Source organism: Chitinivibrionales bacterium, assembly GCA_014728215.1.
Taxonomy (GTDB): Bacteria; Fibrobacterota; Chitinivibrionia; order Chitinivibrionales; family WJKA01; genus WJKA01.
The window spans coordinates 1-23,735 of record WJLZ01000080.1; the positions used below are offsets into that span (position 1 = coordinate 1).

General features: G+C 45.4%; 25 protein-coding genes and 2 tRNA genes. 10 read left to right on the top strand and 17 right to left on the bottom strand.

The window, feature by feature from the left end:
* The coding region (locus GF401_05500) for a group II intron reverse transcriptase/maturase (GenBank protein MBD3344499.1) at positions 1-549 on the top strand (549 nt) is incomplete at its 5' end.
* Positions 550-592: 43 nt separating this feature from the next.
* On the opposite strand, the gene GF401_05505 is transcribed toward GF401_05500, so the two are convergent.
* Both GF401_05505 and GF401_05510 read right to left on the bottom strand, forming a co-directional pair.
* Positions 593-808 (bottom strand): hypothetical protein, encoded by a 216-nt coding sequence (locus GF401_05505; protein MBD3344500.1) that lies wholly within the window; start codon positions 806-808, stop codon positions 593-595.
* Positions 809-810: 2 nt separating this feature from the next.
* Entirely contained in the window at positions 811-1,968 is a 1,158-nt protein-coding gene (locus GF401_05510) for a LysM peptidoglycan-binding domain-containing protein (GenBank protein MBD3344501.1), read from the bottom strand.
* A gap of 306 nt (positions 1,969-2,274) precedes the next feature.
* On the opposite strand from GF401_05510, the gene argJ reads away from it, so the two are divergent.
* The 3 genes from argJ to GF401_05525 all read left to right on the top strand — a co-directional run bounded on the left by argJ (position 2,275) and on the right by GF401_05525 (position 4,345).
* Positions 2,275-3,489 (top strand): bifunctional glutamate N-acetyltransferase/amino-acid acetyltransferase ArgJ, encoded by a 1,215-nt coding sequence (gene argJ / locus GF401_05515; protein ID MBD3344502.1) that lies wholly within the window; start codon positions 2,275-2,277, stop codon positions 3,487-3,489.
* Between the two features lie 49 nt (positions 3,490-3,538).
* The gene (locus GF401_05520) at positions 3,539-4,198 is read left to right on the top strand and encodes a hypothetical protein (GenBank protein MBD3344503.1); all 660 of its coding nucleotides are present in this window, start codon (positions 3,539-3,541) and stop codon (positions 4,196-4,198) included.
* Between the two features lie 71 nt (positions 4,199-4,269).
* Positions 4,270-4,345: transfer RNA gene (locus GF401_05525), tRNA-Lys, on the top strand.
* A gap of 82 nt (positions 4,346-4,427) precedes the next feature.
* Here GF401_05525 and GF401_05530 read toward each other — a convergent pair.
* The 7 genes from GF401_05530 to GF401_05560 all read right to left on the bottom strand — a co-directional run bounded on the left by GF401_05530 (position 4,428) and on the right by GF401_05560 (position 9,827).
* Positions 4,428-4,796 (bottom strand): STAS domain-containing protein, encoded by a 369-nt coding sequence (locus GF401_05530; GenBank protein MBD3344504.1) that lies wholly within the window; start codon positions 4,794-4,796, stop codon positions 4,428-4,430.
* A 6-nt stretch (positions 4,797-4,802) separates the two neighbouring features.
* Positions 4,803-5,045, bottom strand: a complete 243-nt coding sequence (locus GF401_05535) for a hypothetical protein (GenBank protein MBD3344505.1) — start codon at positions 5,043-5,045, stop codon at positions 4,803-4,805.
* Between the two features lie 129 nt (positions 5,046-5,174).
* Positions 5,175-6,389 (bottom strand): tetratricopeptide repeat protein, encoded by a 1,215-nt coding sequence (locus GF401_05540; protein MBD3344506.1) that lies wholly within the window; start codon positions 6,387-6,389, stop codon positions 5,175-5,177.
* A 45-nt stretch (positions 6,390-6,434) separates the two neighbouring features.
* Positions 6,435-7,274, bottom strand: a complete 840-nt coding sequence (locus tag GF401_05545; protein ID MBD3344507.1) for a hypothetical protein — start codon at positions 7,272-7,274, stop codon at positions 6,435-6,437.
* 176 nt (positions 7,275-7,450) lie between these two features.
* On the bottom strand, positions 7,451-8,170 hold the full coding sequence (locus GF401_05550; protein MBD3344508.1) for a methyltransferase domain-containing protein: 720 nt from the start codon (positions 8,168-8,170) through the stop codon (positions 7,451-7,453).
* A 135-nt stretch (positions 8,171-8,305) separates the two neighbouring features.
* Positions 8,306-9,448 carry a phospho-N-acetylmuramoyl-pentapeptide-transferase gene (locus GF401_05555; protein ID MBD3344509.1) on the bottom strand — a complete coding sequence of 381 codons (1,143 nt, stop codon included), beginning with the start codon at positions 9,446-9,448 and terminating at the stop codon, positions 8,306-8,308.
* 145 nt (positions 9,449-9,593) lie between these two features.
* Positions 9,594-9,827, bottom strand: a complete 234-nt coding sequence (locus tag GF401_05560) for a hypothetical protein (GenBank protein ID MBD3344510.1) — start codon at positions 9,825-9,827, stop codon at positions 9,594-9,596.
* Between the two features lie 174 nt (positions 9,828-10,001).
* Between GF401_05560 and GF401_05565 the strand changes: the two genes are divergently transcribed.
* Positions 10,002-11,306, top strand: a complete 1,305-nt coding sequence (locus GF401_05565) for a DUF401 family protein (protein MBD3344511.1) — start codon at positions 10,002-10,004, stop codon at positions 11,304-11,306.
* Here GF401_05565 and GF401_05570 read toward each other — a convergent pair.
* Complete coding sequence (locus GF401_05570) at positions 11,303-11,782, bottom strand: cyclic nucleotide-binding domain-containing protein (protein ID MBD3344512.1); 480 nt, start codon at positions 11,780-11,782, stop codon at positions 11,303-11,305. The genes GF401_05565 and GF401_05570 overlap by 4 nt on opposite strands.
* 147 nt (positions 11,783-11,929) lie before the next feature.
* Positions 11,930-13,246 (bottom strand): UDP-N-acetylglucosamine 1-carboxyvinyltransferase, encoded by a 1,317-nt coding sequence (gene murA / locus GF401_05575; GenBank protein MBD3344513.1) that lies wholly within the window; start codon positions 13,244-13,246, stop codon positions 11,930-11,932.
* A 611-nt stretch (positions 13,247-13,857) separates the two neighbouring features.
* Here murA and GF401_05580 point away from each other — a divergent pair.
* The 5 genes from GF401_05580 (at position 13,858) to GF401_05600 (ending at position 17,720) form a co-directional block, all read left to right on the top strand.
* A tRNA-Leu gene (locus GF401_05580) sits at positions 13,858-13,939 on the top strand.
* Between the two features lie 35 nt (positions 13,940-13,974).
* Positions 13,975-15,237 carry a trigger factor gene (gene tig, locus GF401_05585; GenBank protein ID MBD3344514.1) on the top strand — a complete coding sequence of 421 codons (1,263 nt, stop codon included), beginning with the start codon at positions 13,975-13,977 and terminating at the stop codon, positions 15,235-15,237.
* 54 nt (positions 15,238-15,291) lie between these two features.
* Positions 15,292-15,876, top strand: a complete 585-nt coding sequence (clpP, locus tag GF401_05590) for an ATP-dependent Clp endopeptidase proteolytic subunit ClpP (protein MBD3344515.1) — start codon at positions 15,292-15,294, stop codon at positions 15,874-15,876.
* Between the two features lie 21 nt (positions 15,877-15,897).
* A complete protein-coding gene (gene clpX, locus GF401_05595; GenBank protein MBD3344516.1) occupies positions 15,898-17,154 on the top strand; it encodes an ATP-dependent Clp protease ATP-binding subunit ClpX in 1,257 nt (418 codons plus the stop codon).
* A 14-nt stretch (positions 17,155-17,168) separates the two neighbouring features.
* Positions 17,169-17,720 (top strand): hypothetical protein, encoded by a 552-nt coding sequence (locus GF401_05600; protein MBD3344517.1) that lies wholly within the window; start codon positions 17,169-17,171, stop codon positions 17,718-17,720.
* A gap of 23 nt (positions 17,721-17,743) precedes the next feature.
* On the opposite strand, the gene GF401_05605 is transcribed toward GF401_05600, so the two are convergent.
* The 6 genes from GF401_05605 to GF401_05630 are packed head-to-tail and all read right to left on the bottom strand — an operon-like array spanning position 17,744 to position 23,610.
* Positions 17,744-18,727, bottom strand: coding sequence for an AAA domain-containing protein (locus GF401_05605; protein ID MBD3344518.1), 984 nt, complete (start codon positions 18,725-18,727; stop codon positions 17,744-17,746).
* A 51-nt stretch (positions 18,728-18,778) separates the two neighbouring features.
* Positions 18,779-19,771 (bottom strand): flippase-like domain-containing protein, encoded by a 993-nt coding sequence (locus GF401_05610; GenBank protein ID MBD3344519.1) that lies wholly within the window; start codon positions 19,769-19,771, stop codon positions 18,779-18,781.
* Positions 19,768-21,069, bottom strand: a complete 1,302-nt coding sequence (locus GF401_05615; GenBank protein ID MBD3344520.1) for a DUF1015 family protein — start codon at positions 21,067-21,069, stop codon at positions 19,768-19,770. The genes GF401_05610 and GF401_05615 overlap by 4 nt, the downstream gene beginning before the upstream one ends.
* Positions 21,070-21,122: 53 nt before the next feature.
* Positions 21,123-21,728: a ribonuclease HII gene (locus GF401_05620; protein MBD3344521.1), complete on the bottom strand. Its 606-nt coding sequence runs from the start codon at positions 21,726-21,728 to the stop codon at positions 21,123-21,125.
* A 25-nt stretch (positions 21,729-21,753) separates the two neighbouring features.
* On the bottom strand, positions 21,754-22,371 hold the full coding sequence (locus tag GF401_05625) for a phosphoribosylglycinamide formyltransferase (GenBank protein MBD3344522.1): 618 nt from the start codon (positions 22,369-22,371) through the stop codon (positions 21,754-21,756).
* 27 nt (positions 22,372-22,398) lie between these two features.
* A complete protein-coding gene (locus GF401_05630; GenBank protein ID MBD3344523.1) occupies positions 22,399-23,610 on the bottom strand; it encodes a glycosyltransferase in 1,212 nt (403 codons plus the stop codon).
* Positions 23,611-23,735: the final 125 nt, after the last annotated feature.

Here is a 23,735-nt window from a genome sequence, read left to right on the forward strand (position 1 = left end):
CTGAAGGTGAACGCCAACAAGAGTGCAGTAGACCGTCCATGGAAACGTAAATTTCTTGGCTACTCGATGACAAATGAGAAGAAAGTTCGTCTGAAGGTGGCACCACGTTCGGTAGAACGACTCAAGGGCAAGTTGCGGGACATACTCCGCAAAGGTCGGGGCCGTAATATTGTAACGGTGTGTAAGGAAATATCGGTTGTTCTAATCGGATGGCAATCTTACTTCAAGCTAGCAGAGGTAAAGAATGTGTTCGAGGAACTCGACCAATGGATACGCCGTAAACTGCGGCGTATCAAATGGCGCCAATGGAAGCGTCCTTATACCAGAGCGAAGAACTTGATGAAGCGTGGTCTGGATGAAGTTCGTGCATGGAGATCCGCCACAAACGGACGTGGGCCTTGGTGGAATGCTGGGGCCTCACACATGAACGAAGCTTTCAAGAAGGCCGACTTTGACAAAATGGGTCTGACGTCACTGCTCGATCGATTTATAACGATCCGTAATCAATCACGAACCGCCGTATACGGAACCGTACGTACGGTGGTGTGAGAAGACGGAGGGTGTGAGCCCTCCTCTTACTCGATGGAGACGATTAAAAAATGACCTTCGAAAGGATATCAATTGCACCGTAATTGATAGGCAGGCAGATATTCTCGAGACCGCACATAATGAGCAGTACTTCGATTGCAAAGAGTATACTCATGGTGCCCAGAAAATTGGTGAACAGGAAAATAATACTGGAACGTACCTGCTTATGCCGTTTACTGACAACCAGTCGCCTGCCGAATTTTATCAGAAGTCGAGCCATAGTTATTCCTTGAATTTGATTCTTTTAACGCGTATCGCCTTATCTCCCGGTTCGATCCGGGTCGAAAACAGTTTTACCACAACCAGCGAACTCGATGTTTCCCGGGTATTAACAACACAGGCAATTGCCGATGGACGATCGCTGACATTATCTTCTTTAACAGGGTATATCGCAAAGAGATCGCCTGTAGTAATCCCTTTCTCACTGCCTTGATCGATCAAAAAGCATCTGAATAAATAGGGACTTTCGGTTTCTTCGATTCTCTCAAAGACTTCTGCCTCTACTGCCGAGGGAGCGTCGACCAAATCGTCGAATTCCAGTGGTTCCGGTGGGGGCGCAGGACCGATATGATCGTCACATTCCACGATGTCCCAGAGTTTATAAAGCTGCAGGCGGATTCGAGAATCTTTCACCAGAACAACTTTTGCCTTTGCCACTACTCTGACCAGATTGGCCGTTTTTCCTTTGAATTTCACAAAACGATCGGAATGGTATATGTTGACCAGGTCGCCTCGTGAGTAGGATGCTCCGTCATAGAGTTCTGCAGTCATATCATCAAATTGACGGTATACATTTTGATCGTCGCATTCCGTTATGACTCCATTCCCCGGGTACAGCATACCTTTTGCATCTTTCTGAAACCAGAGAAAACCGATCCTCTCCATGAACTGGGGAGAGAAAAAGTTATCCGACAACAGTGTTGCACGAAGGTCGGAATAATCGAGGAGAGAATCATTTTTCTGTTGCTGTGAGGTGTCTTGGAGAGTTGCTTTTGCTGATGTATCGCTGTCTTCTGCTGCCGTGTTGTCAAGAAAGCCTCTGGTGAGTGCATAAAAATCCGGCTTTTCGACCGAAGAATAGGATGATGTGCTATGCACTCCCGGAATAATGAGCTTATTGCCGGGATATATCCAGTGCGGATTTCCGATAGAGGGATTAAGCCGGTGGATCTCTTTCCATCTGAAAGGATTTTCCAGAAAGCGGCCGGACAGATCCCAAAGCGTGTCCCACTTTTTTACCAGGTAATAATTTTCCCGGCTTACGCTGCGTTGAGGAGGGACAAATGATGTTGATCGGTGTGGGGGCTCATAGAGTTCCTGGGCCCGGAGCACGAAGGGTATCATGACTAATTGAACGATGGAAATTGTGTAGCGTTTCACAAGATTAGAACATCTGTTTCAAATTGCTGGAAAATACATCCAATTTTTAAGTATAAATGTTTGTGCCGGGTTTGTCAATATATTAGATATATCACCTGATAAGGTATTTTGAGACCGGCAGGGGTGTAGGCAAAATAACGCTGGTTATTCCGGGGGTTTTGGAATTTATCTCATCATACGGAGTGTCCCGATTATATTTTTCCTAAAGCCGGTCGGCCTTTCAGTTGGTTGATGGCAGCCATTATTCAGTATCAGAGTTCTGATATTCAAGATATTTGTTTATAAAAATTTGAGTGAGAGGCGTTAATGAGTTCAACACCCCAGATCAAATCAGTACAGGGAGGCGTAACCGCTTCGAAGGGATTTACGGCAAATGGCTTGTATGCCGGGATCAAACAGTCGGGTGACTGTGATGCAGCATTTATAGGAAGTGAGGTCCCCTGCACCGCTGCCGGAGCTTTTACGCAAAACAATATACGAGCTTCCTGCGTGAACTGGTGCGAAAAAATACTTCCTTCAAATGATATAACGGCAATATTTTGCAACAGTGGCAATGCCAATGCCTGTACCGGTGTTCAAGGTGAAAAGGATACCAAAGCTCTTGCTCAAGCGGTTGCTCGTTGCTTGAAAACTAAAATGAAATCGGTTCTTGTCGCCTCGACCGGTGTTATAGGGAATTCACTTCCCATGGAATCCATCCTCCATTCGATCCCGGGGCTGGTACAGGGTGCTTCCACCGGAAATGGCCGTCTCTTTTCCCAGGCCATAATGACGACCGATACCAGGTTCAAAGAATATGCCGTAAGAGTGGTCACGTCCCAAGGGACATTTCATATCGGCGGAAGTGCAAAAGGTTCGGGCATGATCCATCCGAATATGGCAACAATGCTCTCGTTTATTACAACCGATAGTGCTCTGGGAACCCGTGAATTGAATGGAGTCATGAAACGCGTGGTGGACTGGACATTTAATAATCTGACGGTTGATGGTGATTGTTCCACCAATGATATGGCACTGATCCTTGCAAACGGAACTTCCGGGGTGAAAATATCATCAAAATCCGATCTCAAACTTTTTGAAAGGGCATTGTTTCAGGTATGCAATAATCTCTGTGCGAAAATTGCCGAAGATGGTGAAGGGGCGACGAAGCGTATAGAGGTTAATGTCGTTGGAGGTAAAACATATAAAGATTCAAAACTTGCAGCAAAGGCGGTTGCAAATTCCAACCTGGTAAAAACAGCGATTTTCGGGAATGATCCCAACTGGGGCAGAATTCTCTGTGCGATCGGATATTCGGGCGCGCGGTTCTCAAAAGAAAAGCTGAGAGTGTGCTTAGGCAAAATGCCTGTATGCAAAGGGACTTCCCCGGTCTCATTTCCCGAAAAAAAGATGCGGGCTGCCCTGAATAAAAAAGTCGTGACTATTGATATCGATCTGGGGCAGGGAAATACCTGTGCTGTTGCGCATACCTGTGATTTAACCTATGATTATATTAAGATCAACGCCGAATATCATACCTGATGAAGCAGGGCGAGATCTCCAATAATTCCACCAGGAACCGGGAGGCCGAATGAAAAACGTGAAATATTTAAGTGTCGCTGTCTGTGTCTTGTTTTTTTCCTGCGAAATTACCGAGCAGATCAGAGACAAGCTCATGGTGTTTGGGGTCGATTTCAGGTTCGATAATGTTGCGGTTTCACCGGTTATTCCTGCCGGGTTGCAAACAATTTTGGATGTAATGCCTAAAAAAGCCGGTTCTTCCGAAGCTGATCAGAACATATACGATCAGTACCTCTCAACAACAGGATTGAACGTTATTTGTACGCTTACGGCAAATAATCCCAACGAGAACCGGGCGGTATTTGACGGCGCTGATTTTCATCTGCGGATTAATGATACGACAAAACAGGACAGTGCCGTAACCACCAGGGTCGATACGTTCAGCGTTAAGGGCAATGATTCGACTAAAATGGCCATTGCCTTCCCGCTCATGCTGGATAATCCGGCTTTCTCGAAAAGCACGTTCCAGAAAATTATCGAAGGACGGGATATTCCCTATAAATTATCTGCTGATCTGTTTTTCAATCTTATTGTGCCTTCAATGACCGGGGAAAGCGATACCCTCAAAGGTGAACCTGTTGCGCTCGACCTGGTTAACAGTGCACTACCTACACGGCCAACCGACAATATGGTTTCCTTGTTTTTACGTGCACTGGATTTATTGCTCTAGCCGGTTTGGAACGAATTTTTGTTTTATTGAAATAAATTTAGTATTTTAGACAACCAAAAGAGAAAACGAATGCACCATTAGCTCAGTTGGTAGAGCAGCTGACTCTTAATCAGCGGGTCCAAGGTTCGAATCCTTGATGGTGTACCAAATAAGCCCTTCGGAAGGTAAAACTTGCGAGGGGCTTGTTTTTTTTGATCCGGCATACCTGTTAGTGGATCATAATCCCGCTTTATTTCTCTGTTGTTTTATCAAGAGGAAAGTCGGCAAGCAAATCAAAGGGATCTACAATATTGAGAACTTTGTCCAGATTACAACTCGTTAACGTCTCTTTGAGAGCTCCATTTGCCGCAACGAGCAGTTCGGTTCCGGCTTTCGAGAGCATGGTATGGTAATAGACAAAGGCTCCAAGGCCGTAGCTGTCGACAAAGGTAACCTGTGTCAAATCAAGAATCAACCGGCTGCATTTAGCTTTTTCGATGCTTTCGACCATTCTCGACAGTTCTTTAATTCTGGAGCTTATTATATCGCCGCCGACATGAATACTTTTGCATTTCTCATTGCCCTTGAGTTGCACAGACAGATGTTTGGTCACAGGCAGTGTCCTTTATGAATTCTGAGCTTCAGCAAGATCGACAAGGGTTTTACAGAATTCGGAAGATTCAATTTCATGTCGTGAAGCTTCACGGGCGGCAAGTTCCGCAGCAAGTCTGGTAGTGAAACAGAGTTCACATGGAGAAAAATGCTTTTTATCCGGGCCTTCGATTTCAACCTTATAACATTGATTCTCAAAGAGACCGGAGATAAAAATATTGTTTCCCTGCGGATCTTTTGCAACCAGTTCAAGCATAAACCCTCAAATGAAAGTATATCCTGAAATGGATGGATGGTCAAGTGGTCCCTTGGATTACGGTGCATTCATTAAAAAAGGCAGGATCAACGATCCTGCCTTAAATAATCGTTAAGAGCCGGTAAGATATTATTCCAGTTTAAGGAAATTTTTCAATTTGCGAATAACCAGAAGAGCTTCAGGGCCGGTAACCGATTGTTGTATGCCGAATTCACCGTTGATCTCGGCATCCATTATACCCCGGTCTGCAGCAGTGCAGACCGCGTTATAGCTCGGGTGTGAAGGATTCACGTCGGGGAACCGGCTTTCGGTCTCACCTACATATTTTGTCGCAATACTTTCATCGCCGGTAATCGCAATGATCGCATCCTCAACCATCATGGCGTATTCACCCCGGCTTACCAGTTCCTGAGGATGGAACGTATGGTCGGGATATGGTTCAAGGCCGCGGATGTTCAGATCAACAATATCTATGACAAAATTCTTTGCCCAGTGCCCATCCATATCGGTAATCTCAGCCATTTTGACATTTTGATCGACCTGCATTTCCCGGGGATCATCAGGAGCATTGAATTCGTTATTGTATTCTTTAGGGCGTTTTTTCTCGACAAGTTTGTCGATTTTCAACTCTGAGACAAAGAGGGCTGCGATATCTGCACGGGATATTTTTTCTACCAGTGCGATCTTCTTTCCTACTTCAGTACCGGGAGCAGCCCGTTCAATGTCGTTGATCAACTTGAATTCCCGATCGGCTTTGTTGGTAAAACCCTTGTCGAGTTCAAGCACTTTGGCAAAATCTTCCTTGGCTTCAGAAAACATGTAGGCTTTTTTATAGCTGTACCCGCGCCGATAATAGGCTTCTGCATTCTGAGGATCCAGTTTAATAGCCCGGTTGTATTCGGCTTCCACATCCCTGATCCACTTCCGGGGTTCTTCTCTGCCTTGCTTTTCCATTGTAATTACCATCGCTTTTGCGATAAACGCTCCGGGTTCTTTGGATGCCAGACTTTTTCCTTTATCGGCAAGTTTGTGGGCCTCTTTAAATCCGTCTTTCATTGCATCTTTATCAGGAGCATCCTGGGCTTTTTTTGCCGTTGTTAAAGCTAAACCCGAATAGGCGAGGCCAAATTTCGGATCGAGCGATTTTGCCAGCTTGAATTCTTCTTCGGCCTTGGCAATTTCTTCCTGATCCCAGTATTTCATCCCCTGCTTATAATGGACTTCCGGAGTATCCATGTGGCCGCCGGCTTTTCGTGCCTTGGTACAACCCGGCATTATAGAAATCATTCCTGCTATAACAAGCAGTCCTCCAATGTGAATCAGCATTTTTTTTCTCATGATCATTTCCTTCCTGAGTGCCCCTTTGGGGCGGGATTCTCATTGATACATTCAATCGATAACAAATACTACTCTACACTGAGAGAGAAACTTCAGATTCTTCGCAGCACTGCGAACATCCGCAGCATCTTCATCGGAAATAACAACATCGGTACTGTTCTGGCCCGATGCTTTTACTGCTTTGATTTTACCGGGAGCCTCACCAAGGCGATCGAGTTTGGCTGCCTGCTCGATATTTTTGGCATAGCCGACCATACCGTATTTTACCGCCCATTCCCGTGAAATATAGGCACTTCCATACACTTCTTTACCCGATTGGTCCAGTATTTTGGCGCTGAGTGCGGGTTTGACATTCAGCCCCCGACAATCAATGATCAAGCCGGTGAATACGGTCTTCTCTTTGGCCTTTTTACCTTCGAATTTGGTAACAGCGGGCTTATCACCAATATCACCACTGTAGAGTTGATTTCCCAGTCCGTTGATGCCGTCCAAAGGAATTTTCATAGTGACTTCAACAGAGCCGTCACTCATATATTTTGTACGGCCCTCCTGCTCGAAACCCTTAACAAAGCCCGAAACTTTCGTTGTGATGATATCACTTGTAGTCATGAAATTTTCAACAGTCGTACTAGAATTCAACAGAATCCCTTTGGCTGTTTCCAGTGCGTTCCTGACCGCTACCATCGTTGCGGCACGAATAGCTGCCGGACGCTGAGCTGCTTCAGGAAGATCCGGGTTCGGAGCACCTATACCCGATGCGATGATATACCGATCCCCCCAATCGACCTTGCCTTCTCCATTATCGCCGGATACTACTGGTTGTATCTGTGCTTGAGCGCAGACTGCGGCCGCCACAAGGGAAAGTGCAGATAGTTTTAAGAGATTCTGCATAAAACCTCCTTAATAAAGAGTAGCTGATAAGTTAAATGGTTTTGCTTTCAATATAATGCACCTATGAGATTTCCTGATTTTTGAGTCGGGTTTCGAATGAGCCATATAAATTCATTTAATATATGATTTGTTGTCGATATACGCTGTGACAGCGATCACAGAAAGTATACTTTTTCCTATTCGGTTTTTCGGGCAATACAAAAAAGATACCCCATATATCGGAATGCTTCCTTGCGATAAAAAATATCAATCTCTTTATGAAAGGCAAGTTTGACCCGCTTATCGGCAAAAAAACCCTTTTGATCTTCAAGACGCTTCGCCATATGGGCATAATAGTTATCCCACCCGCTCTGAGGGACAAGGCAAATAAATTGTATGTCGAACCCGGCATTATTAATCAGTTTCCTGTAAGAGGCTTCCGATTCATAATGGTATTTATTCGCTTCAAATACATTACTCACTTCATTGGGAACATCTTCCGAAAGAAATATCAAATCGGAAAAGGCGAGCCATCCGCGGGAAACAGACCATGATCGTGCAAGACTGAGGCCTTCTTTCCTGCCGATAAAGGATAAGACCCCTCCTTCGGCAAGAACAAGCTCAAAGGGTTCATCTTTGTAATCCGCTGCGAAGATATCCTGTTTTTCAAACGAGATAAGGTGGCTTACGGTCCTTTCAACCGCCAGTTGTTTTGCAAAGGCGATATTTTCTTTTGAATTGTCGATAGCAGTGATTTTGCATCTGAATTCCTGTGCAAGATTGCAGGTCCCTTCACCATAGCCACATCCCATATCCAGAACCCGACTGCCGGGGTTAATGCCGGCAAACCGACCTGCAACAAGAGTAAATTCTCGGCCTGCCGGTGATGTATAGTTCGATGAGAGATCTGTTACCATAGGATATTAATTGTAGCCTTTAAACCGGTTAATGTCGACTGTTTTTTGGAGAAAAGAGTAGTGAAATTAACGCTACTATAAAGATCCGATACAATGGTTTTTGTGGCGTTGAGATTTTAATGCAGCTTTCGTCCACTATCGTACTTTCAGAAACAGTATCAATCCCACGATAAGAAGTATAACCGAGAGAATATGAAACCGCCATCTGATTTTGGAGTTTACGAAAAATTTGTTATTGCAGTAAAAGGGATCTTTTATCATTTTCAGCTGGAAATGATGATGAATCGGTGCCATAAGAAAAAAACGTTTGCCCGTTGTTTTAAACCAGAAAATCTGAATGATATCAGAAACGAACTCCATCATGAAAATAAAACCGACAATGGGCAGGTAAAATTCGGCCTTGATAAAAACAAACATAATCGCCACCATGCCACCAAGACCGATGGAACCTGAATCACCCATGATGATTGTTGACGGTGGAGAATTGAACCAGAGAAATGCCAGGAGGACGCCGAATACGGCGCCGCCTATGGGCAATATTTCTTCAACGCCGGTTATATGGGGAATTAAAAGGTATTCCGCCCAGACACTGTTGCTTGCTATATATGAAATAATCACAACGAAAATATAACAGGTGATAAGCGGTACTGTCGCCAGTGTATCGACACCATCGGTAAAATTCACGCCGTTGGCCAATACCGCAACAACCAGTGTCATAAACGGTACAAAGAGCCAAGCCGGAAGATAGGGAAAAATCTTTTCGACGCTGAGAAAAGGAATGGTAATATGACCATTAATATTGGGAATATACTTATAGGCAAGAATAGCAACGCCGCCTGAAATGAGAATATAAAGCGTCAATCTGAGGCTGGCAGAAATACCGTCCGATTTATACTGATAGTCCTGCTTTGTTATCAGCCCTTTTGCCAGCCGCCGTTTGTTGACTATTTTGGCTATATCATCCACCGCACCGATTATACTGAAAAAAGAATAAATGATAAGAGTAGATATCACATAGGAATTAAACCGGGCGGTGAGGAGGGATACCGCAATTATAATTATTAAAAAAAGAATTCCCGCCGGCATGACCGGTTCACCTTTGCCGTTTTTTTCCGGTTCCAATTCCGAACTGAAGTTGAGTTTTCGAAGGTAATTGATATAGAAGGGGAAGGTAATCATCGCGGCGCCGAATGAAAGGATCGTTGCAATGCTTGTGCTGAAAAGACGGCTGTACAGCAGATAGATTTCGGTATTACGGTAAAGATATTCAATGAGCATAATTACTGATATTTTCCTGCCGGGGATAAAGAGAATGGAATGATTTTTTTTTCCTTTTGGATAGGTGATATAACATTATTACATTCAAATATATGTTTTGATATACAAGACGTTACAATTTTAGTGGCGATTTGCAGTTGGTGATTTATTGTGTTCTCCGCAGGCTTATAAAGACTGCCGCCGCTGCTGCGATAAGTGTTATCCTCGGAAGCTTGCTTTTTATCACTGGTATCAGACCTTCCCACGGAATCTGTCGGGGGCCGAAATGCAAGGGAAGTATCTCAATAAAGAAAAAGATTACAATGATAAGAATGAAAACAACGCCGCTTCTGACAACTTTCTGTAAGGTCGAATTCGTTTTTTCTGATTCGTTGCTCATGAAATCGCTCAGGTAAATTTTTTATTGAAACGTGTCGTCAAGGACACCGTCGTGTGTCCTGTGAATTAAAGATACTTTGAGGGTGATATAGATTGAAAAACCGAATAGTATTTTTACGAGGCTGACTTGAATAAATGGCGATCATTTTTTTGAATAACGGAATATAAGATTTCAATGGCAGACTGGTTACTCTCCATCCCCGCGTTCATAAAAATAGCAGTTTCATTCTTTGGTATATTACTGTTGTATCGAATGAAAATTCCGCTGGGGATTTCCATGTTTGTTAATTCTCTGGGCCTTATGATTTGGGCCGGCACCGGATTCGGCCGTGTCTTTCGTCGTTTAAGATTGCTGCTTCTTCCAGAAAATGTATTGCTTCTTATAGCGATCGTTGCGCTGATTTTTTTCACCGAGGCCCTTCGAAAGACAGGGAAAATGCAGCGGACAATTGATGCATTAAAAGGGATATTCAAGAAGACGACCGTTCTTTATGCCGGATTTCCCGCCCTCATCGGGTTGCTTCCCATGCCCGGAGGTGCATTGTTTTCTGCTCCTTTTGTTAAGTCGGTCGATGAAAACGATTCGTTACACTCGGCCCATAAAGTGGCGATCAATTACTGGTTCAGACATATATGGGAATACTGGTGGCCGCTTTATCCCGGTGTGATTTTAGCAATTAAGTTTTCGCAGCTTCCTCCCGGCATCTATTTCGCCCTTCAAATCCCCTTTACTATCGTTGCGGTTGCTGCAGGATACTTTTTTATCCTTCGCTCCATTATATCAAAAAAGGTTGATAATGAAAATATCGTGTATGACACTAAGGCCGTGATGCATACGCTGGTTCCTATCGGCGCACTGGTGCTTTTTGCTGTTGCGGGGACCTGGGCAATGAAAATTCTCGGATCACCGGAATCATTGAGTAATATTCCTGCAATTCTTGCCGGATTAGGGTTTTCACTGGTCCTGGTATTTTTTAAAAAGACCGGTGCAATCATTCCAACGCTTCAGATCTTTAAACAGAAAAGTCTCTGGACAATTATTGCCGTAGTACTGGGGGTACAGCTCTATTCTGTTGCCTTGAAAACGCCCCTGGGAAAAGAGGGGATGACCCTTGTTTCGCTTATGCGTGATGAGTTTCTGGAAACCGGCATTCCGCTGGTGCTTGTGATCATGTTAGTCCCGCTTATCTCGGGTATTATTACCGGTATTGCCATGGGATTTGTAGGAGCAAGTTTTCCCCTTGTTTTTGCACTTTTAGGGGAATCACCCGAATTTAATGTAATTGCAGCAACGACCGCACTCGCCTTCGGTTTCGGTTATGTGGGCATGTTGCTTTCACCGGTGCATATCTGTTTTATGGTCACCAACGAGTATTTCAAATCCCGGCTGATACAATCCTATCCCTGGCTGATCGGGCCTGCAGGGGTAATGATTGTGGCGACATTATGTCTGTCTGCTTTGTATTACACCGTCTTTTAGTGGATTCCCGCGGCTCTTTTCCCGTAATGAAGGAGAATTTCGTCGGTATGATGGAGCCGTCGTGCAAGCTCGCGGGCAATATTGAGAATGAGAATTGAAAAAAGATTTTTGTCTCTGTCGAATATTTCCATCATGATTTTTCTCGACAAAACCAGCACCTCGATATCTTCGATGGCAACCACCGAAGCACTATGGTTCAATATTCCGATCACAGATACCTCACCAAGACATTTGCCCGCTCCAAGCTGAATGATTTCAAGTGCTTCTCTATCGATATCCAGAATAACTTTGGCCGTACCGCTGATTATAATCAGAATGTCTTTTCCCTGCTCACCTTCTCTGATAATAACATCACCGGCGGGAAATTTCACGATTTCACATTTTTCCGCAATCCGGCTGATATTCTCTTCACCCAGACCGGCAAAGATGGTAACTTTCTTGAGGATCGGAAGAAGTTGTTCGAGAGTATAATACATTAAATGGCCTTTAAAGGAAATCAGGCACAAATCTTTTGTAAGATAAAATTACCTTCAGTAATTTATCAGGATCAAGAAAAAAATATTAAACTGTTTACCCAAAAGTGTCTGAAACCATTTCAAGCTCAGGGATGTATAATGGTGCAGTTATTCTTTTCTCGTGATTTGGGCCCCTAAACTCTGCAACCGGATGTCGATATTCTGATATCCCCTGTCAATTTGATCGATGTTTTGTATATGACTCTGACCTTCTGCGGCAAGTGCTGCAATGAGCAGTGCCATTCCTGCACGGATATCAGGAGAACTGATTGAAGCTCCATAGAGGGGTGAAGGGCCTACGATAACTGCACGGTGAGGATCACAGAGCACGATTTGTGCGCCCATGCTCAGCAGTTTGTCAACAAAAAACAACCGGGCTTCGAACATTTTTTCGTGAATAAGGCAGGTACCTCTGGATTGGGTTGCCACAACAAGAAGGATTGAAACCAGGTCGGCCGGAAATCCGGGCCAGGGGCTGTCTTCGATTTTTGGAATTACGCTTCCCAGATCCTTTTTTATGGTCAACGGCTGTTTTTCCGGAACATGGATCATCCGTTTTTTATAATCGTTTTCTACCACTACCCCGATTCGTTCGAATTGAAAAAGGATCATTCGCATTATTTGAGTATTGATATTGGTGACCGTTATAGACGATCTGGTTGCCGCCGCAAGGCCGATAAATGATGCCGCTTCAATGTAATCACTTCCCACCACATGTTCTGCAGGGGTGAATTGATCGGTTCCGTAAACGGTCAGCATATTTGAACCGACGCCCTTTATTTTTACCCCCATTTGCTTGAGGAAATGACAGAGACCCTGTACATGGGGTTCTGATGCTGCGTTGGCGATCGTTGTTTTACCTTTTGCCGCCGAAGCCAGGATAAGAGCATTTTCTGTCGCTGTAACAGATGCTTCATCAAGATAAATGGAAGCGCCGGTGATACCCTTTGGAGCTTCGAGGACATATGCCGTTGTTTGAAGACCCCGCTCGTCGACTTTCCGTTGTATTTTCAACTTTGCTCCGAGGTGTTCAAAAACCAGAAAATGTGTATCCAGACGTCGTCGGCCGATAGAATCACCCCCCGGTTGAGGAATAATAGCCTGGCCTGTGCGGGCAAGGAGCGCCGAAGCAAACAGAATAGAGGCCCGTATCTGCGATGAGAGCATGAGCGGCAGTTCTGTCTTTTCAATTGAAGGAGTGTGAAGACTGATAATACCCGGCTTATTTTTTTTTACTCTGGTTCCAAGGTGTTCTGCAATTTCAAGCATGGTGCGAACATCAACAATATCAGGCGAGTTGTAAAGGGCGATCGGATCAGCGCATAACAATGACGCCGCAATGAGAGGAAGTGCTTCATTTTTATTTCCTGTCACGCTTATTGAGCCGTGAAGCTGCTTACCACCCTCAACGATAAATTGTGCCATTAACAATACTCCTCAGGTATGATATAGTTAAATAGTGATAAATATATGTTTAATAGTAAGGATAAACAAAATTTTATGCTATCATTAACGTAGTAATAGATATTTATTTTCAGCAGGAGAATATCCGATTTCAGCACTTAATCAACCCTGGGAAAGGGGACCTTTGGCCTGAAAATCTGGATTATAAGAAGCTGTGCCAGTTTTTGGAGGATTTTGTAATATTTTTGTTCATTTTTAGAAATTTTTGATTATATTAGTAGATAAGCTCTGTTTCACTTGCGTATATCGCATTTTTTGACCGAACACCATTTTTCAGGGAATTCTACTTTGGGTAGTAAGTAGAGCCGCTGCCTGCGGATTCACGAGCTATTCAAGGGAAACACCATTATATCTTGAAAAAGGGCTCAAAAAATCGGCGTAAGTTGAAGCAGGGCTCTTTTTTTACTCCGAAGCCCGTAATTCAACAGTACATGGTCCAATAGACCATGCCATAAATCCAGTTTTTCCAATTGATAAATATCCGCAATTGGTGATCAGTCCCCCCCTTTTATTGTCTTCTTGAGGGCAAATCAGTTATTTTTTGGTGTTCCATATACAATTACCCGCTTATTGCGAGGATGGCGGAATTGGTAGACGCGCTAGACTTAGGATCTAGTAGGGCAACCTGTGGGGGTTCGATTCCCCCTTCTCGCATTGTGTGCATGATGTTTCTTTGAAGGAGGAGTTTATTGAAAACCACTATTGAAAAACCCGAATCATGGAAAAGAATCCTGGATATAGAAGTGCCTGAAGATGAAATCGACAGCGCTTTTTCGGAAAAACTGGGAAACTACAAAAAGCAGGTAAAGCTTCCCGGGTTTCGAAAAGGAAAAGTTCCTCCCCATATTTTAAAGTCGAAATACGGTGATGCAATCCGTGCCGAGGTGATAGAAAGTCTCATACAGAAATCATTTGAACAGGCCTGTCGGGAACATGAACTTACTCCGATAAGTCAGGGTAAGATCAACAAAATGAATACCGAAGAAGGCACTCCGCTTTCCTTTTCCATTGAAATGGAAGTCGATCCGGAAATACAAATCAAGGGATATGAAAAACTCAAGGTTAAAGTTTCGCCGAAAAAGATAAAGAAAGTGGATGTTGATGAAGCCATTACCAATCTTCAGGAACGGCTTGCGGAATTCGAGGATGTTGATCGGGAGTCGAAAAAAGGAGATTTTGTCACGATTGAATACGAACGGGTTGAAGTTGATGGAGAAGAGAAACCCGAAGTGACCAGTCCCCAGTATCCGATCGAGATTGGCGCCAGCCAGATCAAGGAATTTGATAAAGGCTTAACCGGATTACGCGCAGGAGACACCGCCGATATCACCGTCAAATTTCCATCCGACTATGGCGATCCCGAACTTGCAGGGAAAACCGGTAAAATGTCGGTAAAGGTGAATAAAGTCCAGGAACGAAAGCTTCCGGAGATCAATGAAGAATTTCTGAAAAAAGTGGGCGATTTTGCCGATGAGGAGGCACTTCGGGAAGCGATCCGCAACGACCTTCAGCAACGGGAAAATGAACGGGCGCGTAATGAAGCCTATAACAAAGCGATCGATACACTCATCGATAAAAATCCCTTTGATGTACCTCCCTCGCGAGTCGAGCATTATATCGACCATGTTTATGAGGAGGCTAAGCAATACGCGGCTCAGGGAAGGCCTGTTCCTTCCCGAGAAGAAATCGAATCCCGCTACCGGGAATCGGCGGTCAAGGCGCTTAAACGGTACCGTATCATCGATTATATTGCAAAGAAAGAAAATATCAAGGCTACTCAGGAAGAGGTGGATGCCGAAATACAGAAGATCGCCGATCAGTATAATCAACCTTTCGATCAGATAAAACAGGTCTTTCGGCAGAACGGAACAACCAACCGGATCCGGAACGATATCCGGGAACTCAAAACGCTCACATTACTTGTAAAAGACATTGAGCCGGATTCACAATAAACAACACTTTCAAGCGAAAAGAAATAAGGAAATCTATAACGAAAGGAAAAATATATGTCACTCATACCAATGGTAATTGAACAGACCGGACGAGGTGAGCGGTCGTATGATATCTATTCCCGCTTGCTGAAAGAGCGGATCATTTTCTTGGGAAGTGAAATCACCGATCCGATTGCCGATTTGCTTATGGCACAGCTTGTTTTTCTGGAATATGAAGATGCCGATAAGGATATTACAATTTATATCAATTCTCCCGGCGGGTATGTGTCTTCCGGATTAGCGATTTATGATACCATGCAGTATATCAAACCTGATGTCTGCACGATTTGTATCGGTCAGGCATCCAGTATGGGAGCAGTACTACTTGCCGCCGGCACCAAGGGAAAACGGTATGCGCTGCCCCATTCCCGGGTCATGCTCCATCAGCCCCTGGGCGGCGGTGGCGGACAGGCATCCGACCTTGCAATTCATGCCCGAGAAATTGTCCGGATAAAAGAAACAATCAACAATATCCTCGTCAACCATACTGCACAGAAAATCGATGTAATCCAGAAAGATACGGACCGTCATTTTTATATGGACGCAAACGAGGCAAAAGAGTATGGTATAATAGATGAGATTCTTTCATCCCGGGAATAAAAAACACATGGAGCCTGTACAATGAATACAAAGGCCAAATATCCAAAAATCAAGTGCTCTTTCTGCGGTAAGGGCACTGATGGCGTCGACAGAATGATAACCGGCCCGTCGGTCCATATCTGCAACGATTGCGTTGAAATGTGCAATGAAATCCTGCGAGAAGACAAGGCAACAATTGCCGACGGCCTCTCCTGGGATACGCTTCCGACTCCCCTTGAATTAAAAGAGTTTATCGACCAGTATGTGATCGGTCAGGATAGCGTGAAAAGGGGGGTATGCGTTGCCGCATATAACCATTTCAAGCGTGTTCTGTCCAGAGCCGCGAAGGATAAAAGCGATGTTGAAATCGATAAAGCCAATATCCTCATGATCGGCCCTACCGGGACGGGAAAAACATTGATCGCTCAAACGCTGGCCAAACTGCTGAAAGTTCCTTTTACCATTGTCGATGCGACCATCTTTACCGAGGCCGGATATGTGGGTGAAGATGTCGAGAATATGCTGGTAAGACTTCTTCAGGTGGCAAATTACGATGTTGCCGGTGCCGAAAAAGGGATTATCTACATTGATGAATTCGATAAGATTGCCCGTAAATCCGCGAATCCTTCGATAACCCGTGATGTTTCCGGGGAAGGTGTTCAGCAGGCGATGCTGAAAATTCTTGAAGGCACTGTTGCATCAGTTCCGCCTAAGGGCGGACGGAAACATCCCGAACAGAACCTGGTGCAGATAAATACACGGGATATCCTTTTTATCTGCGGTGGTGCGTTTGTAGGACTGGAAAATATTATCGAACGACGGCTTAATGAGAGCCGGATGGGATTTAATGCCGAGGTGCGGGGTAAAAAATCGATGAAAATCGGCGATACGCTGAGAAAAGTAGAGCCCGACGATCTTATCGAATTCGGTATGATTCCCGAGCTGGTTGGACGGGTACCGGCAATGTTCGGCATGGATGAGCTTGATGAAGATGCATTGCTCGAGATCCTGACCCGGCCCAGAAATGCGCTGACAAAACAGTATCAGAAGCTGTTTTCCATGGAGAGAGTCAGATTGACATTTGCCCGTGAAGCTTTACGGGAAATCGTCAGGATCGCGCAACGGAAAGGAACCGGCGCCCGTGGTCTTCGTAATGTGCTGGAAAGGGTGCTCGGACCGATCATGTTCGATATCCCCTCACGAAAAGACATTAAGGAATGTCTGGTTACCCGTGATGTTGTTCGAGAGAAAAAAGAGCCGACCTACAGTTTTATTAAAGGCCAGAAAAAAATTGCCTGAAAAAGGAGACGTGTATGATTAGATCGTCCCTTCGTGTTACCGCCGGTATAGTCTTGCTCTGTTGCCTGGTTGGTGCCGGTGTTATTGCCCGGTCATCGGGAAAACTTCCGGTGCCTCCCTTCGCAAACGGCGGTATCACCAGCCTCTGGGCACATGATCATGAGTATATTCAAAAAGAATTTGGAGAATTTGAACTCCTCTCCTACGGGAATATCGATTATCGGGTCGAAAAAAACGGTGTCACCGATACAACCTGGAAAGTGGTTGCCATGGGCAACTACCTGCAGGAGGGCATACAATTTGCAACCCTGGCACGATTAAAAAATCGTACCGACGGTATTCTGCTCATTATGTTTGACTGGGCTGAAATAGGAGATTCTCCTCAGACCAATGGTGTGTTCTATCATTCCTTTATCGGCAAAGAATCGCTTCTGATCCGGACAAAACAATCTTCCTCCGGCACCGACACTCTCGAATTTTCCTGCGCCGATACAGAGCGCCTTTGCGGAAAATGCTATTTCGATTCAACAAGCAATCAGATGCTTTTGAAAATGGTGGGGAAATAAGCGAAACAACCGCAAGCAATCTTTTAATCTAAAAGCATGGATACAATTTCGTTAGCCGAAATATTTTCGGTTTCTGCGTGAAAGGACCGTATCAGGCGATGGCGCAGAACCGGCGGTGCGGCACGCTTGATATCCGATATGTCGGGAGTCGGGCGACCCTCAAGAGCCGCATATGCCTTGGCGGCCAGAATCAGATACTGGGATGCCCGGGGACCCGCTCCCCAAGTAAGAAGATTCCTGATTTTATCAGAACAGGCTTCATCATCAGGACGGGAGCGGCGGACAAGCGAGACAGCAAATTCAATAACAGAATCGGCGGCAGGAACGCGGCGGACAAGCTCCTGAAACCTTTTGATATCATCGGCCTTCATCTGAGGGGTCAGTGAAATCTCCTGGATGCGGGTCGTCGCCTTTACAATTTCAACTTCCGATGCATATTCCGGGTAATTGACCTCAATTGAAAACATGAACCGGTCCTGCTGGGCTTCGGGAAGCGGATAGGTACCTTCCTGCTCGATGGGATTTTGCGTTGCCAGAACCCAGAAGGGTGAGGGGAGGGGAAAGGTTTTGCCCCCCGAGGTGATTTCGTGTTCCTGCATCGCCTGAAGGAGCGCCGATTGAGTTTTGGGAGGCGTCCGGTTTATTTCATCGGCCAGAAGAATGTTGGTGAACACCGGTCCGTTTACAAATCGAAACTCGCGGTGCCCGGTGGTCCTGTCTTCATAAAGAATTTCGGAACCGGTGATATCGGAGGGCATCAGATCCGGTGTGAATTGAACTCTGTTGAATACGCAATCAAGCGATTCCGCCAGACTTTGCACCAGCATTGTTTTGGCCAGGCCGGGCACACCAATGAGCAGGCAATGACCTCCGGCAAGAAAGCATGCCAGAAGGTCATCAATAACATCATTCTGACCCACGATTTTTTTGCTCAGTTCGGCTTTTATTTTTGTGTGCGCTTCGGAACAGCTCTCAATCAAAGCAACATCATTCGTATTCGTCGTCATTATACCTCCGGTATTACTGAAAATCTTCTGCAGGTCCCCGGCTGAACCGGTCTATTTTTCCAGGTTTGTTTTGGCTTCGGAGATCTCCCTGAAACTGATATCGGTTCTGAAAAAGAAAAACAAACCTGCCGCTGTTATTGAAATATACGTAGTGGCATGATATAAGATTGCCGCTGCCCGTGCCTGTTCTTCACCCAGACCACAGTAAAGAAAACCCTGGAGAAGTGATGCATGCAAGGTTCCGATATAGCCGGGAGCGAGCGGTATTGCCGCACCGATCGAGGCAAAAGCCTGGGCAAGAAGCGTATGTAAAAAGGAAAAATTTTTGACATTTCCCATAATCAGCATCATGGCAAAGGCAAAGCAGAGAATCGTTGCATAGGAAAGAATAATAATAGCAAGGGTCTTTTTAAGCGAAAAGAGCCAGGAAAGGTTTGAGGCAAGCTCTGCACCGATTTTGGCAAATTTCTTCTGGGGTGCCGCCGGCAACAACCCGATACTCTTTTGTGCCAGGAATTCGATCTTTTTGGGTATCAATGCATAGAGCGCCATACACCCTATACTGAAACAATAGACTGCCAGAAGGAAATACGCCGGGTAGGTCAGTTTGCCTAACCCATCGAGCGTGAAAACCGGGATAAAGAAAAAGGAAGCAAACACAAGGACATCAAATCCCCGTTCCAGAATAAGGGAGCCGATAGCCGTAAAGGGAGCATAGCTATTTTTTTTCCAGAGAAAGAGCGCCCGGGCGGCTTCACCCATTCGTGCAGGAAGGATATTGTTTGCCATAAATCCTATGGTCGCAAAAGCAAAGAGATTCTTCTTGCTTGCTTTGTCTGAATCGGGGAGGATAAGGGCCCACCGAATGCCGCGGAGCCACAGAGAAAAAACCGTCAATGCGGCAGCAAGCAGCAAAGAAAATGGAGATATTTTCTTCAGTTCATTTCCCAACTGGACTAAATCAACCCCTCTGAAAAAGACATAGAGACAGGCGCCGGCAATGGTTATTCCACCGATAAGTTGCGCAAGACGGGAGAGTTTCATGCCTCCTCCAGTTTATTGAGAACAAGACCCGAATAGAATTTAGGAAAGAAATTTGTAGACTTTTGGGGCATCCGCTCATTACCGGCGACGATATCCCTGACAACTCCTATTTCGATCGGTCTGAGAAAAAATGTACCGTAGTAATCCGGGCTGTCAAGGGTTTTGTGGTAGGCGGCGGTAATATCTTTTTCATAATCGATAACATCATGAAGCGTCGTGCCGTCCATTGGGAGACCGAGAATTTTATTAATCACCAGCGAATTTATTATCGATACGTCGAGATGGTTCCATTGGTATGACATACCATTGGTATTATCGCACAGGTATTTTTCCCCCTTCGGACTGAGACTCAGAAAATAAGCTTTTCGGGTTTCATGGTCTAAATATGCCATCCGGTGATTGTCACGACTTCCGGTAAAGGTTATAATTTCATCGACAGAGGAATTTTCAAATTCTTTGATTTCAAAGTACTCTTCAAGTTTTGAGAGCATTGCCGGGCCGGTTACTGACGGCCTCTTTTTGATACTCCGGTGGAACGGCCGGATAATCAGGCCGGGATCAGCCATGGAGACAAGCGTCATCATGACAAACTGATGAGCGGGTTCACCGGACTCCTGAGCAAACTGAAGTGCGGTTTCATACCGGTGATGACCGTCGGCAATGAGAATAATCCGATCCGAGGCCAGATCTACCAGGCGGTTGATCGTTTGCTGGTCTTTGATACGGAAAAGCGTATGCTGAACATTGTCATCGGTAAAACTGCCGGCGGGGGCGTCCGTTACAGCCTTCGAAACAGATCCAAAAAAATCGCCTTCATCCTGGATAATACCGAATATCTGTCCTGTGTTACAGTGTGTTGCTTTCAACAGCTCATAGCGGTCGACTTTAGGGGCGGATAATGTGTTTTCGTGGGGAAGAACGATTTTTTCCTTGAAATCAACAAGCCGTACCCGCGCAACGATACCGGTTCGTTCATAGGTAACCGCATCATTGTCTTCACCCGCGCTGAAACGTTGGCGGTAAACATAAATTGAAGGTTCTGAGTCCTTAAGGAGAATGTTTTCGGTAATCCATTTATTCAGGAGTGCTGCGGCCCGCTGATGGCGGTCGTTGTTGACCTGGTCTCCTGGCTCCGGTTTGTTCTGAATTATCCTGATGATATTATGGGGATCTTTTCGGTAGAGTATCTCCTGCATGTCGCCGTCGATCATGTCATAAGGAGGAGCAACAAATTGTTGCAGGTTGCCGGGATCGTCAAGATTAAATCGATAGCCGCAGAATGGTCGTATCTCAGCCATTGGTGGTGTATTCTCCTTCCTTATTTATACTCATTTTTACATTTTGTTTTCCTCTATTCGAGGGGTAATACGATTTCCGACAGTGTCGGCAGGCAAAAGCTTTTCCGATGGATAGGACATATCCCGTTTTTACTGATCAGTTTTTTATGCCTGGGGGTCGGATACCCCTTGTTTGAAGAAAATTCGTAGAGAGGATACCGAAAATGATTGTCTTCCATTATCCTGTCTCTTTCGACTTTAGCTAAAATAGATGCTGCGGCAATCGATGCGCTTGTACCGTCTCCCCGGATTATTGTTTTTTGTCGTGCTGCGTGGAGAGAGGGGATCGGCCGGTTGCCGTCTACAAGCGCCAGAGTCCACTGTGTTTTTAGTTGATCGATTGCCCGTTGCATGGCAAGAAGAGATGCTTGAAGGATATTGATTTTGTCGATTTCGTGGGGATCTGCCAGGCCTATTCCATAATCCTTTGCCGAGGCTTTGATTTCTTCACAAAGCCTTTCCCTTTTCCGGGCTGTTAATTTTTTGGAATCATTTATTTCTTCCAGGGGAGAATCAAGATCCAGAAGGACCGCTGCGGCTGTCACCGGTCCGGCAAGAGGGCCCCGACCGGCTTCATCGATACCGATCAGAACACTGTCATTTTCCCGGACAATACCAATATCATAGGAATAAAGAGCGCGGCTGCTAAATTTCACCGGTCACTCTCCGTCCGCTGACTGCTATTTTGTTTCGGGCTACCGCCTCAACTGCACGCCAGTAATTGGCATGCTCGAGCTTTAACACCCGCTCCGCAAGCGTCTCAGGATCATCATCATCCAGAACAGGGGTCGAAACCTGAAGCACAATTGGACCGCTGTCGTACTGTTCGTCAACAAAGTGGACCGTAATTCCGCTAATCTTGGATCCATAGTCGAGCACTGCACGGTGAACCTTTTTACCATACATCCCTTTGCCGCCGAAGGAGGGGAGGAGTGCCGGATGAATATTGAGTATCCGGTTACGATAGCGCTGTACCACCGCGGCAGGAATGATTTTCATATATCCTGCAAGCACAATCATATCAACAGAATATTCATCCATAGCCTTCATAAGTTCCCGGGTATAGTCTTCGAGGGTACTGAAGCGGGAGGGGGGAAGATGAATCGCCGGGATACCGTTATTCCGTGCCCGTTCACCGGCGTAGGCTTTGCTGTTGTTGCTGATAAGAACAGCGAAGTCCACATGAAGTTCACCTGATTTTTGATGATCGATGAGAGCCTGAAAATTACTTCCGCCGCCTGATGCAAATACTGCACAGTTCATAGCCGCTTCCTTTCAATAGAATTCCGGTCAGCGTTTCACGGAGATGACTTTTCCCGAAAAGACTCTCAACCGATATTCCACTCCGCTCCAGATGATTGTATTTGTAAATGAGGTCCGGGCAAGGGCATAGAGGTGCATCCAGCGTAGCAACGGCTCCTGAACAATAAAACGGAAAAATCTGTCTATCCGTCCCATGAAAATATAGAGTGGTGCGGCCAGGAGGTCCAGAGCCGTAAATGCCAGAGGTGCGGCGCCGCCAAGTTCAAAAAAGGAGCGGGAGGAAATACTGCTGATGATAACTGCAGGAATAAGCCAGAGCTGAATGAGCAAAATGCTGAATACCACCGGCATCGCTAAACACCATAAGTGGGTATGATACATTTTAAGAAACATCATCTGCCGTTCGATCCAGGCGGTACTCTTCTGCAAAGGAAGCGCTTCATTGGTGTCGGTAATACAGGGAGGAACAAGAACGGATCGCTTCTTGTTTTTCATGATTATTTCCGCCAGACTCATGTCGTCAACTACAGTCTCTTTCCACCGCTCAGCCACCCCGAGCTTCTCGAAATCTTCCCGCCGCATCGCCATGGATCCGCCCCACAATCCGGCGTTGCCGATCATCGATGCCGTACAGAAAAGAACGTAGAGAAAATTGTTGAAAAACATGTGATTGTATTGGCCGAAACTTCCTTTTGCAAGATGGATCCAGCGGAATCCGGTTGTCGCGGCGGCATCAGAGCGGGAGAGTGGAAGAATCAGCTCGTGCAGCCACTCTTTCTGGGGAGTGATATCTGCATCGGCAAAAACATACACATCCGGTTTATTTGCATTTTCTACGCCCTTGAGCATATTCCAGTTTTTCTGTGCGCAACGGGAGGAAAGACCGGCGACCACGAGTTTGGCATTTGGTTTGCCCGAGATCGCCTCTTTGATTACCGGTACTGCGCTATCATGCTCGCTTTCAACCGCAAAGATAATTTCAAAGTTGTCGTAATCGACTGAAAGATAGGCATCGATACTGGGTCGAAGTCCGTCATCAGAACCTTTGCACGGTACGATAATCGCACAACTGGGGTTATATGAAGAATCAAAAGAAGGACGGAGTATTCGTTCATACCAGAATCGCTGATAAAAGGCAACTAATATTCCAACTGCAATGACGGAAAGTCCAACCGCTGCTGCGATAATCAGCATAAAAGAGGTAACAAGCGAATCGCCGGATAAAACTGAAAAGGACAATGGAAGCTCCTGTTAATTGAATGTTTAAAAATAATCTTAGGTGGGGAAATGATCAAAGGCAGGTTAACAAAGAGTCCGATTTTTAGCGGGATTATCCCGATTTCGCCGATATTACCGGTGATTTC

Coding starts and splice junctions, on each gene's coding strand:
- GF401_05545 (MBD3344507.1), bottom strand. CDS start 7,274: ATGCAGAATCTCTTAAAACTATCTGCACTTTCCCTTGTGGCGGCCGCA.
- murA (MBD3344513.1), bottom strand. CDS start 13,246: ATGGCACAATTTATCGTTGAGGGTGGTAAGCAGCTTCACGGCTCAATA.
- GF401_05505 (MBD3344500.1), bottom strand. CDS start 808: ATGGCTCGACTTCTGATAAAATTCGGCAGGCGACTGGTTGTCAGTAAA.
- GF401_05555 (MBD3344509.1), bottom strand. CDS start 9,448: ATGCTCATTGAATATCTTTACCGTAATACCGAAATCTATCTGCTGTAC.
- GF401_05560 (MBD3344510.1), bottom strand. CDS start 9,827: ATGAGCAACGAATCAGAAAAAACGAATTCGACCTTACAGAAAGTTGTC.
- GF401_05520 (MBD3344503.1), top strand. CDS start 3,539: ATGAAAAACGTGAAATATTTAAGTGTCGCTGTCTGTGTCTTGTTTTTT.
- GF401_05600 (MBD3344517.1), top strand. CDS start 17,169: ATGATTAGATCGTCCCTTCGTGTTACCGCCGGTATAGTCTTGCTCTGT.
- argJ (MBD3344502.1), top strand. CDS start 2,275: ATGAGTTCAACACCCCAGATCAAATCAGTACAGGGAGGCGTAACCGCT.
- clpX (MBD3344516.1), top strand. CDS start 15,898: ATGAATACAAAGGCCAAATATCCAAAAATCAAGTGCTCTTTCTGCGGT.
- GF401_05570 (MBD3344512.1), bottom strand. CDS start 11,782: ATGTATTATACTCTCGAACAACTTCTTCCGATCCTCAAGAAAGTTACC.
- clpP (MBD3344515.1), top strand. CDS start 15,292: ATGTCACTCATACCAATGGTAATTGAACAGACCGGACGAGGTGAGCGG.
- GF401_05565 (MBD3344511.1), top strand. CDS start 10,002: ATGGCAGACTGGTTACTCTCCATCCCCGCGTTCATAAAAATAGCAGTT.
- GF401_05605 (MBD3344518.1), bottom strand. CDS start 18,727: ATGACGACGAATACGAATGATGTTGCTTTGATTGAGAGCTGTTCCGAA.
- GF401_05550 (MBD3344508.1), bottom strand. CDS start 8,170: ATGGTAACAGATCTCTCATCGAACTATACATCACCGGCAGGCCGAGAA.
- GF401_05625 (MBD3344522.1), bottom strand. CDS start 22,371: ATGAACTGTGCAGTATTTGCATCAGGCGGCGGAAGTAATTTTCAGGCT.
- GF401_05540 (MBD3344506.1), bottom strand. CDS start 6,389: ATGATCATGAGAAAAAAAATGCTGATTCACATTGGAGGACTGCTTGTT.
- GF401_05610 (MBD3344519.1), bottom strand. CDS start 19,771: ATGAAACTCTCCCGTCTTGCGCAACTTATCGGTGGAATAACCATTGCC.
- GF401_05615 (MBD3344520.1), bottom strand. CDS start 21,069: ATGGCTGAGATACGACCATTCTGCGGCTATCGATTTAATCTTGACGAT.
- GF401_05535 (MBD3344505.1), bottom strand. CDS start 5,045: ATGCTTGAACTGGTTGCAAAAGATCCGCAGGGAAACAATATTTTTATC.